This window comes from Luethyella okanaganae, from assembly GCF_042660285.1.
Taxonomy (GTDB): Bacteria; Actinomycetota; Actinomycetes; order Actinomycetales; family Microbacteriaceae; genus Luethyella; species Luethyella okanaganae.
Window position 1 is genome coordinate 969,251 of the sequence record NZ_JBHSTP010000001.1, and the last position, 15,317, is coordinate 984,567.

The window sequence follows — 15,317 nt, forward strand, 5'->3', positions numbered from 1 at the left end:
CCCACCGAAAGGATCGCACGATCATGAAACACGTCACACTCGGCTCGGGAGACTCGTCCGGTCTCGACGTCTCACGCCTCGGCCTCGGCTGCATGGGCATGTCCGCGTTCTACTCGGGTGCGAGAGCGGACGACGCGGCGTCGGTCCGCACGCTGCACCGGGCCATCGACCTGGGCATCACCTTCTTCGACACGGCCGAGATCTACGGTCCCTACCTCAACGAGGAGCTGCTGGGAAGAGCGCTCGCCGGAAAACGCGATCAGCTCGTCCTCGCGACCAAGTTCGGCACCCTGCGGCACCGCACCGATGGCTCGTACGGTCTCGACGGAAGCCCCGAGAACGTGCGCCTCTCGGTCGAGGGTTCGCTCGCCCGGCTCGGCACCGACCACATCGACCTTTACTATCAGCATCGAATGGATCCCGGTGTTCCCGTGGAAGACACGGTGGGTGCGCTCGCGGAGCTCATCATCGAGGGAAAGATCCGCCACTACGGTCTCTCGGAGGCCGCACCGACCACTATCAGGCGTGCGCACGCCGTGCACCCGGTGACGGCACTGCAGACCGAGTACTCGCTGTGGACGCGCGATCCCGAGGCAGAGATCCTGCCGCTCGTCCGCGAGCTCGGGATCGGCTTCGTGCCTTACTCGCCACTCGGCCGCGGATTCCTGACGGGGGAGATCCGCTCGCTCGATCAACTCGACGAGAAGGACTTCCGACGCAGCAATCCGCGTTTCGTGGGAGAGAACCTCGATGCCAACATCCGCATCGTCGAACAGGTCGACGCGGTGGCGCGGGAGGCCGGTGCGACGCCCGCCCAGGTCGCACTCGCGTGGCTTCTCGCCCAGGGCGACGACCTCGCGCCGATCCCGGGAACCAAGCGGATCGAACGCCTGGAGGAGAACGTCGCGGCGGAGAGGCTCATACTCTCCGCCGAGCAGCTTGTGACGCTCGGCGCCATCGAGCCCGGCGTCGGCGACCGCTATGCGGATATGTCGACCGTCAATCGCTAAGGGGCGGTGTGAACGGCGGCAGCGGTCGCCCGGCTCCGAGAACGACGGGCATGAGCGTCACCAGCATCTCGTCGAGGTGGCGACGTAGTACTGGGTCTTCGAGATGCGTCCGAGTGGCGATCTAGGCTCCGACGCCCGTGATAGGCGGGTGATGGAAGGTGTCGCCGAACACTCGCTCGCTCGCACCGACACGGTCGAGGTACGGTGTGGCGCCGCCCATCTGGAACGGCCACCCCGCGCCGAGGATCATGCAGAGGTCGATGTCCTCGACCGCTGCGACGACCTCGTTCTCGAGCATACGATGGATCTCGTCGGCGAGGCCGTTTTCGAGGCGGCGCAGGATCTCGGTCTCCTTCATCGGGCTCTTGCCGCCGGCGAGGATCTTGAGTGCCCCCTTGTCGAAGCCTTTGACCTTACCCTTCGCGTCCTTTTCGAGAAGCGTTCCGTATTCGGCGAGCTTGTGCAGGTTCTCGCTGCGGTAGAAACGGTCGGGGAAAGCCGCATGATGGGTGTCGAGCACATGCGCGCCGACCTTCAGGCCGACGAGGTCGAGCAGCATCGACGGCGGCATCGGAAGGCCGAGCGGCGCCATCGCCTTGTCGACGGTCTCGAAGGAGGTGCCGCTGTCGACGGCATGCATGGCCTCGCCGAGCAGCTTGGCGAGCACCCGGTTGACGACGAAGCCGGGGGTGTCGGCCGTGATGACCGCGTTCTTCCTGAGATTCGCCGCCGTGACCATGGCTGTCGAGAGCGTTGCCTCATCGGTGTGCAGCGTCTTCACGACCTCGATGAGCGGCATGACCGCAACCGGGGTGAAGAAATGGAAGCCGACGACCCGCTCGGGATGTTCGAGTTTCGCGCCGATCCGCTCGACGGAGAGCGACGAGGTGTTCGTGGCGAGCACGGCGTCGGGTGAGATGAACTTCTCCACCTCGGCGAAGACATCCTGCTTGATCGAGAGCTCCTCGAAGACGGCCTCGATGACCCAGTCGCAGTCGAAGAAGTCGGCCTTGTCCGTCGTGCCCGTGACGAGCGCGCGGAGTCGGTTCGCTTCGTCGGATGAGATGCGCCCCTTCTCGGCGAGCTTGCCGACCTCGTCGTGGATATAGCCGACACCCTTGTCGACCCGCGCCTGGTCGAGGTCTGTGATCACGACCGGTACCTGCAGGCGGCGGAGGAAGAGCAGGGCGAACTGGCTCGCCATATACCCTGCGCCGAGGACACCGACCTTCGTGACCGGTTTGGCGAGCGCCTTATCGGGCGCGCCGGCCGGACGCTTCGCACGCTTCTGCACAAGGTTGAAAGCATAGATGCTGGCCTGGAGCTGGTCGCCGGCGATGAGGTCGGCGAGCGCGTCGTCCTCCAGGGCGAAACACTCCTCCTTGCTGCCGTTCTTGGCCGCTTTCAGCAACTCGAGCGCTGCATAGGGGGACTTCGCGACGGTCCCGATGCGGTCCTCGAGCATCTTACGGGCGATGCCGATCGCAGCGTCCCATTTGACCATGCGCTCGATCTTGCTCGGCGTGTTCTTCCGCTCGACCTTGACGGTGCCGCTGACGACTGCATCGGCCCAGCGGATCGAGTCCTCGAGAAAGTTCACCGAAGGAAACAGGGCATCCGCGATGCCGAGCTCGAGAGCATCCTGGGCCTTCAGCGTGCGGTTCTGCTTGAGCGGGTTCTCGATGACCACCTTGAGCGCGTTCTCGATTCCGACGAGGTTCGGCAGCAGGTAGGTGCCGCCCCAGCCGGGGATGAGACCGAGGAACACCTCCGGTAACGCCAGCGCGGGAGCGGAGGCGTCGACCGTGCGATAGTCGGCGTTGAGCGGGAGCTCGAGGCCGCCGCCGAGGGCGAGCCCGTTGATGAACACGAAGGAGGGCACGCCGAGTTTCGCCTGCTTGCTTAGAACGAGATGCCCGAGCTGTGCCATCTGCTTGGCGATCTCACGGCTCGGGATCTCGCCGACCTTGGAGAGATCGGCGCCTGCCGCGAGGATGAACGGCTTGCCCGTCGTCGCGACCGCATGGATCTCGCCTCGGGAGGCCCTTGTGGCGAGCTCGTCGTAGCTGCGTCCGAGTTCGAGCAGGCTGGCTGGGCCGAACGTGTTCGGACGCGTGTGGTCGCGACCGTTGTCGAGAGTGACGAGCGCGAGTGTCCTTCCGTCGGAGAGGGGGACATCGCGGACGAAGGAGTGCGTGACGACCTCGTCGGCCGTGAGTGGCTTCAGTGCGGAGAAGTCGATTGTGGAGTAGTCGGTCATCGTCGTCTTAGGCTTTCTTCTTCTTGCCGGTGAACTTCGGGTTCTCCCAGATCACGGTTCCACCCTGACCGAGGCCGATGCACATTGCCGTGAGCCCGTAGCGAACCTCGGGGTGCTCCTCGAACTGGCGCGCGAGTTGGCTCATCAGGCGAACGCCGGAGGAGGCGAGCGGATGGCCGATCGCGATCGCGCCGCCGTATTCGTTCACACGAGGGTCGTCGTCGTCGATGCCGAAGTGGTCGAGGAAGCTGAGTACCTGCACGGCGAACGCCTCGTTGAGCTCGAACAGCCCGATGTCGGTGATCGACAGGCCCGCCTTTCTGAGGGCTTTCTCGGTTGACGGGACGGGTCCGATGCCCATGATCTCGGGCTCGACACCGGCGAAGGCGAAGCTCACCATCGTCATCTTGGCACTGAGACCGAACTCCTTCACGGCGTCGGCGCTCGCGACAAGGGCCGCGGTCGCTCCGTCGTTCAAGCCTGATGCATTCCCCGCGGTCACGCGGCCGTGCGGCCGGAACGGGGTCTTGAGGGTGGCGAGGACCTCCATGGTGGTGTCGGGGCGTGGAGCCTCGTCGCGGGTGGCGAGGCCCCAGCCGCTTTCGCTGCGGATGGCGACGGGCACGAGGTCTGGCTGGATCTTGCCTGCCTCGTAGGCCGCGGCGACCTTCTGCTGGCTGCGCAGGGCGAAGCGGTCTGAACGTTCCTTGGTCAGCTGGGGGAAACGGTCGTGGATGCGTTCCGCCGTCGCCCCCATGACGAGGGCGTCCTGGCCGACGAGCTTTTCGGCAAGGAAGCGGGGGTTCGGGTCGGCGCCGAAACCCATCGGGTGGCGGCCCATGTGTTCGACGCCGCCCGCGATGGCGAGGTCGTACTGGCCGAAGCCGATGGCTGCACCCATCGTCGTGACCGAGGTCATCGCCCCTGCGCACATCCGGTCGATCGCGAAGCCGGGGACCGACTTCGGGAGCCCGGCCAGGAGCGCAGCGGTGCGGCCGAGGGTCAGGCCCTGATCGCCCGTCTGCGTCGTCGCCGCGATGGCCACGTCGTCGATACGGTCCTTCGGCACGCTCGGGTTGCGCTCGAGGAGACCGATGATGGCCTTCACCACCAGGTCGTCGGCACGCGTGTTCCAGTACATGCCCTTCTCACCGGCCCGTCCGAACGGGGTGCGGACACCGTCTACGAACACGACTTCTGCTCTTCCGGCCACTTCGCGCCTCCATCAATCCTGTCTGGTGCTCCGATCTTAAGCAGGCGGAAAATGCGGAGCAGAATCGTTTGGCGGAACCTACGAAGCAGACTCGGCGGACTCGTCCATTGATTGGTGGGCTTCCACAAAGGCCTCGGCGATGAGCTGTGAGGTTTCCGCAATCTGCCAGGCGCGTGCGCCGAGCTCCTCGAGTGCCGCACCGATGGAGGCCGCATCGATCGTCTGCGGTGGTCTCCACGCCACGCGGCGCAAGAACTCGGGGGTGAGCAGGTTCTCGACGGGAATGGCACGCTGCTCGGAGAGAGTGTAGACAGCCGCGCGGGCAGCCTTCAGACGTGCATCCGCCTCAGGGTTGCGATCCGACCAGGCCCGTGGTGGCGGGAGCGTGTCGCCGTTCTGACGGACGACAGGGAGGTCAGTCGTGGTCCTACCCGCCTCGACGGCCGCCCACCAGCGATCGAGTTCCGTGCGGCTCGCCCGCCCCGAGAAGTCACGCATCTCGGAGAGAACCCGGCGTGTCGCAGGCATGGCCTTCGCCGCGGCGATGAGCGAGGCATCCGGCACGAGACGCCCGGGTGCGATGTCGAGCTCCCGGGCGAGCGTGTCACGGGAGAGCCAGAGCTCTCGGGCGACCGCGAGATTCCGCAGTCCACGCACCGAGTGGATGCCGGAGAGCCGGCGCCAGGGATCGGCACGCACGAGCTTCGAGTCCTTTTCGAGCACAGCCTGGAACTCCTGCTCCGCGATGTCGGACTTGCCGGCATCCGCGAGCATCGTCGCCATAGCATCGCGCAGGTCGACGAGCAATTCGACGTCGAGCGCCGCGTATTCGAGCCATGATTGCGGAAGGGGCCGCGTCGACCAGTCGGCTGCCGAGTGCTCCTTCGCGAGGTGGGTGCCGAGAAGCTCCTCGACGACGGTTCCGAGCCCGACCCTGGGGAACCCCAGCAGGCGAGCGGCGAGCTCGGTGTCGAAGATCCGTGCGGGGTCGAGGCCGACCTCGCGCAGGCAGGCGAGATCCTGGCTCGCGGCGTGCAGCACCCACTCGACGTCGTGGATCGCAGCCTGCAACTCCGTGAAAGCTCCGACGGCCGGCGGGTCGAAGAGGACGACGCCGACGTCGCGTCTGTACACCTGGATCAGATAGGCGCGTTGGGAGTAGCGGAAGCCGCTCGCCCGCTCGGCATCGATGGCGATGGGGCCGTTCCCAGCGGCGATCGCCGCGATGGCGTCGAGATAGGCGGAGCGCGTCTCGATGACCTGACGTGAAGCGGGGGAGTCGTCAGCCACGCTTGCTCCGTCGCGGTGACAGCAGCCGCACGCCCTCGCCGGTCGGTGGCAGACCGGCGAGCATGCACAACAACTCGCCCCAGCCTTCGACGTGCGAGGTGACGTCGTGGTCGAGCGGCGTCCAGGAGGCGCGCAACTCGATCTGCGCTCCGTCGCCCTGTGCGGCGAGTTCCCCGAAACCCGTGGAGAGGATCTTCGTCGCCGTCCCCGAGGCAGCCGTGTACGTGGCGCCGCGAGCGTCGAGCGCGTCGATGAGCCACGACCAGGTGACATCCGCGAGAAACGGGTCGAGGCCGATCTCGGTCTCGAGAGGAGCCTGCGCGAAGCACACGACGCGGAACCGGCCGCCCCAGGCCTCGGGCTCATCCGGGTCGTAGAGCAGGATGAACCGTCCAGTACCGAGCTCGGAGTCGCTGCCGTGCCGTGCAGGCGAGACATCCGCCGCCAGGGCTATGGCGTGCGGGGCGAGACTCGACGGTGCGGCGATCTCGTTGATGACGAGCTCCGGGCGGGTCTTCGCCTGGCGCACCGCATCGAGCGCCGCACCGAACTCCGGCGGGAGAGATTGCTCAGACCGTGATTCGGGCACGAGTGCAGACTAGAGTTTTTTACGGGCGCTGTCTCTCAGGCACGCCGACCATCGGGGGTGACGGAGGTGACGGTGAACTCGCGAGGGACCGGACGCAGCGCGCGGCATTACGGATCGATGAGGGTGATCGGTGTCGTCGCGGCGGGTCTCGCGGGGCTCGTGCTCGTGCTCGTTGCCCTCGCAACACTGGTCACGGCGCTCTTCGCGCGTGCCGTCGTCATACCGCCGCGCAAACGCAGCGAAGACACCGAGGTGCATGTCGTGGACCTCGCCGCGGGAACCGTTGTTCTCGGCGCGAGCGCCGATGCGTGCCTTCCCGGTGACTACAGCTTCTGGTTCACGGGGGACTCCGGTCACGCGCGTCTCGGCGAGATCGTCACGAGCACCCCGGACACCGTCACCCGGCGCATCCTCGCCGTCGACTTCGGTGACTTCGTGTCGGCGCGCCGAGGCCGTTTCGGGGGCTGGTTCTACCTCGGTCCCTGGGAACTCGAACTGCCGTTCGAGAACGTCACGATCGACAGCCCCGTCGGCCCGGCACCGGCCTGGTGGGTTCCGGCCGGCGTCGCGGACGAGCGCTGGGTGATCCAGGTTCACGGTCGCGCGGTGCGCCGTCAAGAGTGCCTGCGCGCCGTTCCGGTCTTCCACGCCGCCGGATACCACTCGCTTCTCGTCTCCTACCGCAACGACGGGGAGGCGCCCGAGAGCGACGACGGCCGCTATGGCCTCGGCGACACCGAGTGGCTCGACGTTGAGGCGGGGATCCGCTTCGCGCTCGATCGCGGTGCGCGGCACATCGTGCTCATGGGCTGGTCGATGGGCGGCGCGATCGTGATGCAGCTCGTCGCGCGCTCGGAGCTGCGCGATGTCGTGCGTGGGATCGTGCTCGACTCTCCCGCCGTGGACTGGGTGGACATCCTCGATTTCCAGGGCGCCGGCTATGGGTTGCCGTCGCTCATGAGGCAGGCGGTCATACGAACGATCGGAGAGCCTTGGGGACGGGTGGCGACGGGTCTCGCGGAACCGATCGACTTCGCACGGCTCGACGTCGTCGCAAATGCCGCGGCGCTGCAACGTCCCATCCTGCTCATGCACAGCGACGACGACGGCTATGTGCCGGCGGACGGATCGCGTGCCCTTGCCGAGGCGCGACCAGACATCGTCACATTCGAGGAGTTCACGGTCGCCCGTCACACCAAGCTGTGGAACTACGATCCCGAACGATGGAACGGCGCGATCGCCTCCTGGCTCGAGCTGCTTGCCGGGCGGGGTGCGCGATAGCCTTACGCGGCGGCTCGAGCGCGCAACTGACGTTTCGTACGCCCGAGCATGGCCGTCATACCCCGGATGCGCAACGGCGACACGGCCTCGGTGAGTCCGATCGATTGAGGATAGTCGTCGGGGATCGCGAGCACCTCGGCGACGTTCAGCCCGTCCAGACCGTGGGCGAGGATCGAGGCGAAGCCGCGGGTCGTCGGCGCCTCAGGTGGTGCCGTCGCGTACAGGTGCACGGTCTCGGCATCGTCCACCTCGACGAAGATGAAGACGGGCGCCTGGCACTCCTCGACGCGCTCCAACAGGTCTGGATGGTCCCGGTAACGTTCGGGCAGTTCGGGCAGCTCGTTCGAGAACTCGAGCAGCAGTTGCAGCCTATCGCGCTGTTCGAGCGCGAGAAAGTCCTCGCGGATCTCGGCGAGTTGGGCTGGTAGCTGCTGCTCGGTCATCCCTTCCATTGTCCCACGCGGTGTCGGCTCGGCGACCGCTCAGCGCGCGGAAAGCTCGCCGGGTTCCGTGCCCTTCACGATGGGGACACGCACGGCGCTTCCCCATTCGGTCCAGGAGCCGTCATAGTTGCGCACACCTTCGAAACCGAGCAGGTGGGTCAGCACGAACCAGGTGTGACTCGAGCGCTCGCCGATCCGGCAGTAGGCGATGACGTTGTCTCCCTCGGCCAGGCCGGCCTCACCCGTGTAGATCGCATCGAGCTCGGCGCGGGTCTTGAACGTGGCGTCCTGCGCGGCAGCGCGTGCCCATGGTACCGAGGCGGCCGTCGGGATGTGCCCGCCGCGCAGCGCGCCCTCCTCGGGGTACGCCGGCATCGTGGTGCGCTCACCGCTGTACTCCTCGGGGGAGCGTACGTCTATGAGCGGATTGCCGAAGTGCGCCAGGACGTCGTCTTTGAATGCGCGGATCGCGACGTCGTCGCGCTCGACGACCGGGTACTCGACCGGCACGGGGGTCGGCACCTCCGTCGTGAGCTCCCGCCCCTCGGCGATCCAGAGGTCGCGGCCGCCGTCGATGAGACGCACGTCCTCGTGTCCGAACAGCGTGAACACCCAGAGCGCGTAGGCCGCCCACCAGTTGTTCTTGTCGCCATAGACGACCACGGTCGTGTCGCGGGCGATGCCCTTGGAGCCGAGCAGGGCGGCGAATGCCTCGCCCTGGATGTAGTCGCGTTCCACGGGGTCGTTGAGGTCGGTGTGCCAGTCGATCTTGACGGCTCCCGGAATGTGGCCGGTCTCATAGAGCAGCACGTCCTCGTCGGATTCGACGACGACGAGACCCGGCTGGCCGAGGTGCTCCTTCACCCATTGGGTCGTGACGAGACGCTCGGGATGGGCGTACTCGAAGAACTTCTCCGAGTTGTCGATCTCAACGGGCATGGCAACCTCCAAGTGACGCCCGATCGGGCGGAGTGAGCGGTGGGGAGCGGATTAGGCTTGTCACCTGTCCACATGACGAATCTACGCGTCCCCGCTGCGTTAAGCAGTCGTCTTGTAAACCTTTGACACAGAACCTTCCACATCGAACACGCCGAGAGCACCGAGTCGGCCAGAGCAGAACGGCACGCATGACCCCGGAGAGCCAGAGCAATGTGCAGACCGCCGTGCTGAGCCTGACGAGCCGAAACCCGAGCATCAGCGGCGCCGAGATCGCGTCGGAGCTCACGCCGCCACCGCAGTTCGAGCACGCATCGTTCGAGTCGTACCGGCCGGACCCCGACTATCCTTCGCAGGCCGGGGCGGTGGCGAGCCTGCACGAGTTCGTCGGATTCTGGCGGGCGCAGCGCCCCGGAGGGTTCTTCTCCCGCAATCGCAAGCCGAAGTCCGCCCTGCCGGGCATCTACCTCGACGGCGGCTTCGGCGTGGGCAAGACCCACCTGCTCGCCGCGCTCTGGCATGCGGCGCCCGGACCGAAGTACTTCGGCACCTTTATCGAGTACACGGCGCTCGTCGGCGCGCTCGGCTACGCCGAGACCGTGAGGCTTCTCACGGGGACCCGCCTCGTCTGCATCGACGAGTTCGAGCTGGATGACCCGGGCGACACGATGCTCATGACCCGGTTGCTCGGGGAGCTCATGGCCAATGGCACCCGTGTGGCCGCGACCTCCAACACTCCGCCGAATTCGCTCGGCGAGGGGCGTTTCGCCGCCGTCGACTTTCTGCGCGAGATCCAGGCGCTCGCTGCGAACTTCGAGACGATCCGCATCGACGGCCTCGACTACCGTCGCCGCAACGTCGAGGGGAACGCCGTCGCGGTCGACGCCGGAATCCTCGACCATATGGTCGCGGCGCTCGCAGCGCGCGGTCAGACGGTCGCCGCAGATGGCTTCGACGAGCTGATGCGGCATCTCTCGACCGTGCATCCGTCGAAGTACATCAAACTCATCGACGGGCTCGACATCATCGCGCTCCGCGACGCTCATATCCTGCACAACCAGACGGATGCGCTGCGCTTAGTCGCCTTCATCGACCGGGTCTACGACGCCGAGATTCCGATCATCGCCAGCGGAACCCCCCTCAGCGAGGTGTTCGACGACGAGATGCTCGGTGGCGGTTACCGCAAGAAATACCTGCGTGCGATGTCGCGCCTCATCGCGCTGACGACGGGCGAACTGCCACCGCACGACTGAGTTCGACGCGGGATTCCTGTACGGCGAAACATGCTCTTTACACGGCGGGACACCGTGTAACACAACCGAAACACGGTGAGCCAGCCGTCGAAACCTGCTGTGGTGAAGATGAGCGCACAGGATGCACCTCCTGGCACTTCTGAGAGAGGTTCGAGATGGATCAAGGCAACACCGCATTCGTCCTGATATGCGCGGCGCTCGTGCTGCTCATGACACCGGGACTCGCGTTCTTCTACGGCGGCCTGGTCAAGGCCAAGAGCGTCATCAGCATGATGATGATGAGCTTCGGCGCCCTGGGGTTGATCGGCGTGCTGTGGGTGCTCTACGGCTACGCGATCGCCTTCTCGAACGGCGGAACAGACACCTTCGTCGGAATCGACGGTGTGATCGGCATCGACACCGCGAATCTCGGCCTCCAGGGACTCCTCACCACTCCGGAGGGCGCCTTGTTCCCGCCGCTCGCCTTCGCCGCGTTCCAGGCCACATTCGCGATCATCACCGTCGCGCTCATCTCCGGAGCCATCGCCGACCGCGCGAAGTTCGGCTCCTGGCTCATCTTCGCCGGTATCTGGGCGACCGTGGTGTACTTTCCCGTCGCGAGCTGGGTGTTCAACTTCACGCTCGGTGATGGGGGCGTCGTCGACGGCGGCTGGATCGCCTACAACGTCGGCGCGATCGACTTCGCGGGTGGCACCGCTGTCCACATCAACGCCGGTGCCGCCGCCCTCGCTCTCGCCCTCGTGCTCGGCAAGCGCGTCGGCTTCGGCAAGGGCGTGCACGTTCCGCACAATCCGCCGTTCGTGCTGCTCGGTGCAGGCCTGCTCTGGTTCGGCTGGTTCGGTTTCAACGCCGGCTCCGAACTCGCTGCGGACGGCATCGCCGCGCTTGCATTCATCAACACCGTCGCCGCTCCGGCAGCGGCCGTGCTCGGCTGGCTTGTCGTGGAGAAGCTCAAGGACGGCAAGGCCACCTCGGTCGGCGCTGCCTCCGGTGCCGTCGCCGGTCTCGTGGCGATCACGCCGGCCTGTGCGAACGTCACCCCGCTGTGGGCGATCGTGCTCGGACTCGTCGCAGGTGTCGTCTGTGCCCTGGCGATCGAGCTGAAGTTCAAGCTCGGCTTCGACGACTCGCTCGACGTGGTCGGCATCCACCTCGTCGGCGGTCTCATCGGAACCCTCTACCTCGGCTTCTTCGCCACCGATGTCGGACTCGTCTTCAGCGGCACGTTCGATCAGCTCGGCAAGCAGGCGATCGCGGCCTTCACGGTGCTCATCTACTCCTTCGTGCTGAGCTACGCGATCGGCTGGGTCATCCAGAAGACGATCGGCTTCCGGGTCAGGAACGAGGATGAAATCGCCGGAATCGACACCACGGTGCACGGCGAGGAGGGCTACGTGCTCGACCGCATCTAGCGGCGGGTCTCACGCTCGGCCGCGTCACAGCGGTCGACGCCGTCTGGAACCGGCGGCGATGGGCGGCGGGGAGCGTGTCGATGTTCGTGTCGACGCCTCTTTCGCCGCCCATTCTCCTATGCTGTTCGAAGCCGATGAGCGGGCCCGATGCACCTCCTGGCACTTCTGAGGGAGGTTCGAGATGGATCAAGGCAACACCGCATTCGTCCTGATATGCGCGGCGCTCGTGCTGCTCATGACACCGGGACTCGCGTTCTTCTACGGCGGCCTGGTCAAGGCCAAGAGCGTCGTCAGCATGATGATGATGAGCTTCGGCGCCCTCGCCATCGTCGCCGTGCTGTGGGTGCTCTACGGCTACGCGATCGTGTTCGGCGACGGCGGCGTCGTCGGCTGGTTCGGCTGGGATCCGTCTCTGTTCGGCCTCGACGGCTTGCTGCCGGATTCCGCGAAACCGGCTGGCACCTCCCCGGCGATCGCATTCGCGGCCTTCCAGGCGATGTTCGCGATCGTCACCGTCGCGCTCGTCTCCGGCGCGATCGCCGACCGGGCGCGGTTCGGCGCCTGGATGATCTTCGCCGGCGTATGGGCGACCCTCGTCTACCTTCCCGTGGCCTACTGGGTGTTCAACCTCGACGACGGCTGGCTCGTAGCAGGCCTCGGCGTCTACGATTTCGCGGGGGGCCTGGTCGTGCACATCAATGCGGGAGCCGCCGCTCTCGCTCTCGCCTTCGTGTTCGGCAGCAGGACAGACCGTCGAGAAGACGTCTCGAAACCGCACGCCGTTCCCTTCGTACTGCTCGGCGCCTCGCTCCTGTGGTTCGGCTGGTTCGGCCTCAACGCGGGCTCGGAGACCGTCGCCGACGGCATCGCCGCGCTCGTCTTCATCAACACGGTCGCCGCCCCAGCCGCGGCCGTTCTCGCCTGGCTCGTGGTTGAGAAGATCAACCATGGCGGGGCGACGGCGGTCGGCGCGGCATCCGGAGCGGTCGCCGGCCTTGTCGCGATCACGCCGGCAGGCAACATGCTGACTCCGTTCTGGGCGATCGTGCTCGGTTTCGTCGCCGGCGCCGCGTGCGCGATCGTGGTCACGGTGACGTCCGGTCACCGCGCTGGCGGCGCCCGCGAGGTCGTGGGCATCCATCTCGTCGGCGGCCTTGTCGGGACCCTTTTCATCGGGCTTCTCGGCACCGATGTCGGCGGTCTCATCACGGGGGACTGGACGCAGTTAGGCAAGCAGGCGCTCGGGGCGGCGATCGTGCTTGTATACTCCTTCACCGTGACCCTCCTCATCGGTTTCACGATCGAGAAGACGATGGGTTTCCGGGGGAGGGGCGACGGCGACGTTTTCGATTGAGGACAACCGCCCGGCCCTGGGCTTGGTGTAGTGTGCCGATGTGTCTCGCACCAGCGCCTTCCTCGGCGCCCTCACCCGTCTGTTGCTCCGTAGCGACGATCGTGCGTCGATGGATGTCACGGTACGGCGCGTGGTCGATCCGGATGCCGCAGAGATCGAGTCGCCCGGTCGTTTCGGCGCGAGCGCGACCGTCGAGGTCGATCCGCGTCGTGTCGGAAGCGTGCGCATGAGCTATTCGCCCGTTGTCGACGGGGATCCGGACCCGGGCGAGATCGTATGGACCTGGGTCCCGTTCGAAGAACGCGACGGCCGAGGAAAGGACCGTCCGGTCGTGATCGTCGCGGCCGAAGGCGGCGGAACCGTGCTGGCCGCGCAGCTCACGAGCAAGGAGCGCACGGGTCGGAGCGGCTTCGTCTCGCTCGGGCGGGGCGTGTGGGATGCTGAGGGCAGACCGAGCTGGGTGAATCTCGACCGCATCTTCCGGGTGCACCCGGATGGCATGCGTCGTGAGGCCGCGTCGCTCGACGCCGAACGGTTCCTGCTCGTCGCCCAGGCGCTGCGCAACCGCTACAACTGGCGTTGAGGGGTGCTCTGGTGGGCGATACTGGACTCGTGGTCGCCCCGGACAACTGAGACTGCTGATGCGCTCTGCGTCTGAGCCGCGAGCAACAGCCGTCGGTCACTCACTCCGGGTCGATAGCGTTGGCCGAGGCCGAGAGCACAGCGGCGGCAGTGCCCAGCGCAGAGAGGAACTCGGCTCGCCTGGTCCGGATGTCCTCGGCGAGACCGCCGATCGACACGCAGGCACGAGCTGTGCCGGAAGGTTCCAGGATAGGCATGCCGAGTGCCCCGATACCGACGGTGGCGTCCTCATCGGAGACGGTGAACCCCTGCTCGAGCGTCTCAGCGATGTCCCTGCGCAACTCTTCCGCCGACGTGAGGGTGGACGGCGTCAGTTGCTCGAACGGAGCGTTCTCGAGGTAGGCGTCGGCATCTGCGGCGTAGGCCAACAGGAGTCGTCCAGCGGCGCCGGCGTACAAAGGGAGTGCTCTGCCTGGCTTCAGGATGAGTACTCCGATACCGCGACCCTGCACCCAGTCGATGCACACGGCGCTGTCGTCTCTCAGTACGCTGAGGAACGCGGTCTGGCCGGTCGCGTCGACCAAGGCGGTCAGTGCCGCCTTCGCTCCGGACCACTCCTGCATCGCGGCCCGGGTCTCGTCGGCGATGTGCAGCCAACGCAGGCTCAGGGCGACGCGTGAATCTGAGAGTGTTTCGGTGAGATTGATCGCATTGAGGCCGTCGACGAGGCGGTATACGCTCGGGCGCGGGACGTCGATCTTCTCGGCGATCTCCGCTGGCGTGAGGGGCCCGACCCGTGAGAGCAGGTCGACCAGGTCGCGGGTGTTCGCGAGGACGCGGATCGGCTTGACCGGGCTCATTCTTCCCCTCCGAGATACCCCAACGCCCGACTGGTGGTCAGCGCTGCGTCGAGCACCAGTGCCACCGTCGGAACGGTGTTCGAGAGGACCGTGGTTCGCAAGCCGCTGATCGACACGGCGGCCTCGAGCTCACCACGATGGTTGAACACAGGAGCGCCGACGGACGCGATTCCGGGCGTGACATCCCCATCCGAGATGGAGTAGCCGCGCGCACGGGTCTCCTCGGCGATTCGAGCGAGTTCGTCTCTGCTCGGGATGGCGGAGTCCCCGGCCCGGGCAGCATCAAATTGATCGATGATGGCCTCCCGTTCACTGGCAGGCAAGTGAGCGAAGAGCGCCACTGGCGCTGCACCGAGGTAGAGGGGGAGGGAGTCCCCGAGAGCCAGTGCCAAAGAACGGACGTCTGACCCCTCGAATCGCTCGACGCACACCGCTCGAATGCCGCGACGCAAGCATAGGAAGCTCGTCGCTCCCGTTGCTGCGAGGAGGGACTTCAGCGACGGCACGGAGGCATCGCGAACACTGATGCGATCCTCGAGGCGCCCTCCAACGCGCATGAAGTACACACCCAGTCGAAACAGACCTCGGCGCGAACCTTGATCGATCCAGCCGATCGACGTGAGGTTTGTGAGAAGGCGGTAGGTGGAGCTTACCGGCTCACAGACGCCCTCGGCGATTGCGGCCGCGGTCAACTCGCCGTGCCGCTCCAGGAGTTGAACGACTGAGTCCGCCTTAGACAGGATCTCCAGCCCCCCTGGGGCGGATACAGCAATGCTCATACATAATCTTCTCACACACCGGACAGTGCAGCGGCTATGTCATCGGCCGGGATAT

General features: G+C 66.2%; 14 protein-coding genes. 6 read left to right on the forward strand and 8 right to left on the reverse strand.

Annotation, left to right across the window (positions count from 1 at the left end; genetic code table 11):
* Positions 1 to 23 precede the first annotated feature (23 nt).
* Complete coding sequence (locus tag ACFQB0_RS04545) at positions 24 to 1,010, forward strand: aldo/keto reductase (RefSeq protein ID WP_386728115.1); 987 nt, start codon at positions 24 to 26, stop codon at positions 1,008 to 1,010.
* 121 nt (positions 1,011 to 1,131) lie between these two features.
* On the opposite strand, the gene ACFQB0_RS04550 is transcribed toward ACFQB0_RS04545, so the two are convergent.
* The 4 genes from ACFQB0_RS04550 to ACFQB0_RS04565 all read right to left on the reverse strand — a co-directional run bounded on the left by ACFQB0_RS04550 (position 1,132) and on the right by ACFQB0_RS04565 (position 6,362).
* A complete protein-coding gene (locus ACFQB0_RS04550; protein ID WP_386728117.1) occupies positions 1,132 to 3,270 on the reverse strand; it encodes a 3-hydroxyacyl-CoA dehydrogenase NAD-binding domain-containing protein in 2,139 nt (712 codons plus the stop codon).
* Positions 3,271 to 3,277: 7 nt separating this feature from the next.
* Positions 3,278 to 4,483: a thiolase family protein gene (locus ACFQB0_RS04555; protein WP_386728119.1), complete on the reverse strand. Its 1,206-nt coding sequence runs from the start codon at positions 4,481 to 4,483 to the stop codon at positions 3,278 to 3,280.
* 78 nt (positions 4,484 to 4,561) lie between these two features.
* Positions 4,562 to 5,773, reverse strand: a complete 1,212-nt coding sequence (locus tag ACFQB0_RS04560; protein WP_386728122.1) for an HRDC domain-containing protein — start codon at positions 5,771 to 5,773, stop codon at positions 4,562 to 4,564.
* On the reverse strand, positions 5,766 to 6,362 hold the full coding sequence (locus tag ACFQB0_RS04565; protein WP_386728124.1) for a DUF3000 domain-containing protein: 597 nt from the start codon (positions 6,360 to 6,362) through the stop codon (positions 5,766 to 5,768). Before ACFQB0_RS04565 ends, ACFQB0_RS04560 begins: the two co-directional genes overlap by 8 nt.
* Positions 6,363 to 6,479: 117 nt before the next feature.
* On the opposite strand from ACFQB0_RS04565, the gene ACFQB0_RS04570 reads away from it, so the two are divergent.
* Positions 6,480 to 7,643: an alpha/beta hydrolase family protein gene (locus ACFQB0_RS04570; protein WP_386728126.1), complete on the forward strand. Its 1,164-nt coding sequence runs from the start codon at positions 6,480 to 6,482 to the stop codon at positions 7,641 to 7,643.
* Positions 7,644 to 7,645: 2 nt separating this feature from the next.
* Here the strand turns inward: ACFQB0_RS04570 and ACFQB0_RS04575 are convergent, their stop codons facing one another.
* Together ACFQB0_RS04575 and ACFQB0_RS04580 are read right to left on the reverse strand one after the other, a co-directional pair.
* Positions 7,646 to 8,086: a SufE family protein gene (locus ACFQB0_RS04575; protein ID WP_386728128.1), complete on the reverse strand. Its 441-nt coding sequence runs from the start codon at positions 8,084 to 8,086 to the stop codon at positions 7,646 to 7,648.
* Between the two features lie 39 nt (positions 8,087 to 8,125).
* Complete coding sequence (locus ACFQB0_RS04580; protein ID WP_386728130.1) at positions 8,126 to 9,025, reverse strand: sulfurtransferase; 900 nt, start codon at positions 9,023 to 9,025, stop codon at positions 8,126 to 8,128.
* 188 nt (positions 9,026 to 9,213) lie between these two features.
* On the opposite strand from ACFQB0_RS04580, the gene zapE reads away from it, so the two are divergent.
* The 4 genes from zapE (at position 9,214) to ACFQB0_RS04600 (ending at position 13,624) form a co-directional block, all read left to right on the forward strand.
* Positions 9,214 to 10,275: a cell division protein ZapE gene (gene zapE / locus ACFQB0_RS04585; protein ID WP_386728132.1), complete on the forward strand. Its 1,062-nt coding sequence runs from the start codon at positions 9,214 to 9,216 to the stop codon at positions 10,273 to 10,275.
* 155 nt (positions 10,276 to 10,430) lie between these two features.
* The gene (locus ACFQB0_RS04590; protein ID WP_386728135.1) at positions 10,431 to 11,687 is read left to right on the forward strand and encodes an ammonium transporter; all 1,257 of its coding nucleotides are present in this window, start codon (positions 10,431 to 10,433) and stop codon (positions 11,685 to 11,687) included.
* A gap of 181 nt (positions 11,688 to 11,868) precedes the next feature.
* Positions 11,869 to 13,041, forward strand: a complete 1,173-nt coding sequence (locus ACFQB0_RS04595; protein WP_386728137.1) for an ammonium transporter — start codon at positions 11,869 to 11,871, stop codon at positions 13,039 to 13,041.
* Between the two features lie 40 nt (positions 13,042 to 13,081).
* On the forward strand, positions 13,082 to 13,624 hold the full coding sequence (locus tag ACFQB0_RS04600) for a type II toxin-antitoxin system PemK/MazF family toxin (protein ID WP_386728139.1): 543 nt from the start codon (positions 13,082 to 13,084) through the stop codon (positions 13,622 to 13,624).
* A 100-nt stretch (positions 13,625 to 13,724) separates the two neighbouring features.
* Here ACFQB0_RS04600 and ACFQB0_RS04605 read toward each other — a convergent pair whose 3' ends face one another.
* Positions 13,725 to 14,483, reverse strand: a complete 759-nt coding sequence (locus tag ACFQB0_RS04605) for an IclR family transcriptional regulator (RefSeq protein ID WP_386728141.1) — start codon at positions 14,481 to 14,483, stop codon at positions 13,725 to 13,727.
* Positions 14,480 to 15,262, reverse strand: coding sequence for an IclR family transcriptional regulator (locus ACFQB0_RS04610; protein WP_386728144.1), 783 nt, complete (start codon positions 15,260 to 15,262; stop codon positions 14,480 to 14,482). Before ACFQB0_RS04610 ends, ACFQB0_RS04605 begins: the two co-directional genes overlap by 4 nt.
* Positions 15,263 to 15,317: the final 55 nt, after the last annotated feature.

Excerpts from the sequence above, each read along its gene's own strand:
- ACFQB0_RS04545 (WP_386728115.1), top strand. The coding sequence starts at position 24 with ATGAAACACGTCACACTCGGCTCGGGAGACTCGTCCGGTCTCGACGTC.
- ACFQB0_RS04550 (WP_386728117.1), bottom strand. The coding sequence starts at position 3,270 with ATGACCGACTACTCCACAATCGACTTCTCCGCACTGAAGCCACTCACG.
- ACFQB0_RS04570 (WP_386728126.1), top strand. The coding sequence starts at position 6,480 with ATGAGGGTGATCGGTGTCGTCGCGGCGGGTCTCGCGGGGCTCGTGCTC.
- ACFQB0_RS04575 (WP_386728128.1), bottom strand. The coding sequence starts at position 8,086 with ATGACCGAGCAGCAGCTACCAGCCCAACTCGCCGAGATCCGCGAGGAC.
- ACFQB0_RS04580 (WP_386728130.1), bottom strand. The coding sequence starts at position 9,025 with ATGCCCGTTGAGATCGACAACTCGGAGAAGTTCTTCGAGTACGCCCAT.
- zapE (WP_386728132.1), top strand. The coding sequence starts at position 9,214 with ATGACCCCGGAGAGCCAGAGCAATGTGCAGACCGCCGTGCTGAGCCTG.
- ACFQB0_RS04590 (WP_386728135.1), top strand. The coding sequence starts at position 10,431 with ATGGATCAAGGCAACACCGCATTCGTCCTGATATGCGCGGCGCTCGTG.
- ACFQB0_RS04595 (WP_386728137.1), top strand. The coding sequence starts at position 11,869 with ATGGATCAAGGCAACACCGCATTCGTCCTGATATGCGCGGCGCTCGTG.
- ACFQB0_RS04605 (WP_386728141.1), bottom strand. The coding sequence starts at position 14,483 with ATGAGCCCGGTCAAGCCGATCCGCGTCCTCGCGAACACCCGCGACCTG.
- ACFQB0_RS04610 (WP_386728144.1), bottom strand. The coding sequence starts at position 15,262 with ATGAGCATTGCTGTATCCGCCCCAGGGGGGCTGGAGATCCTGTCTAAG.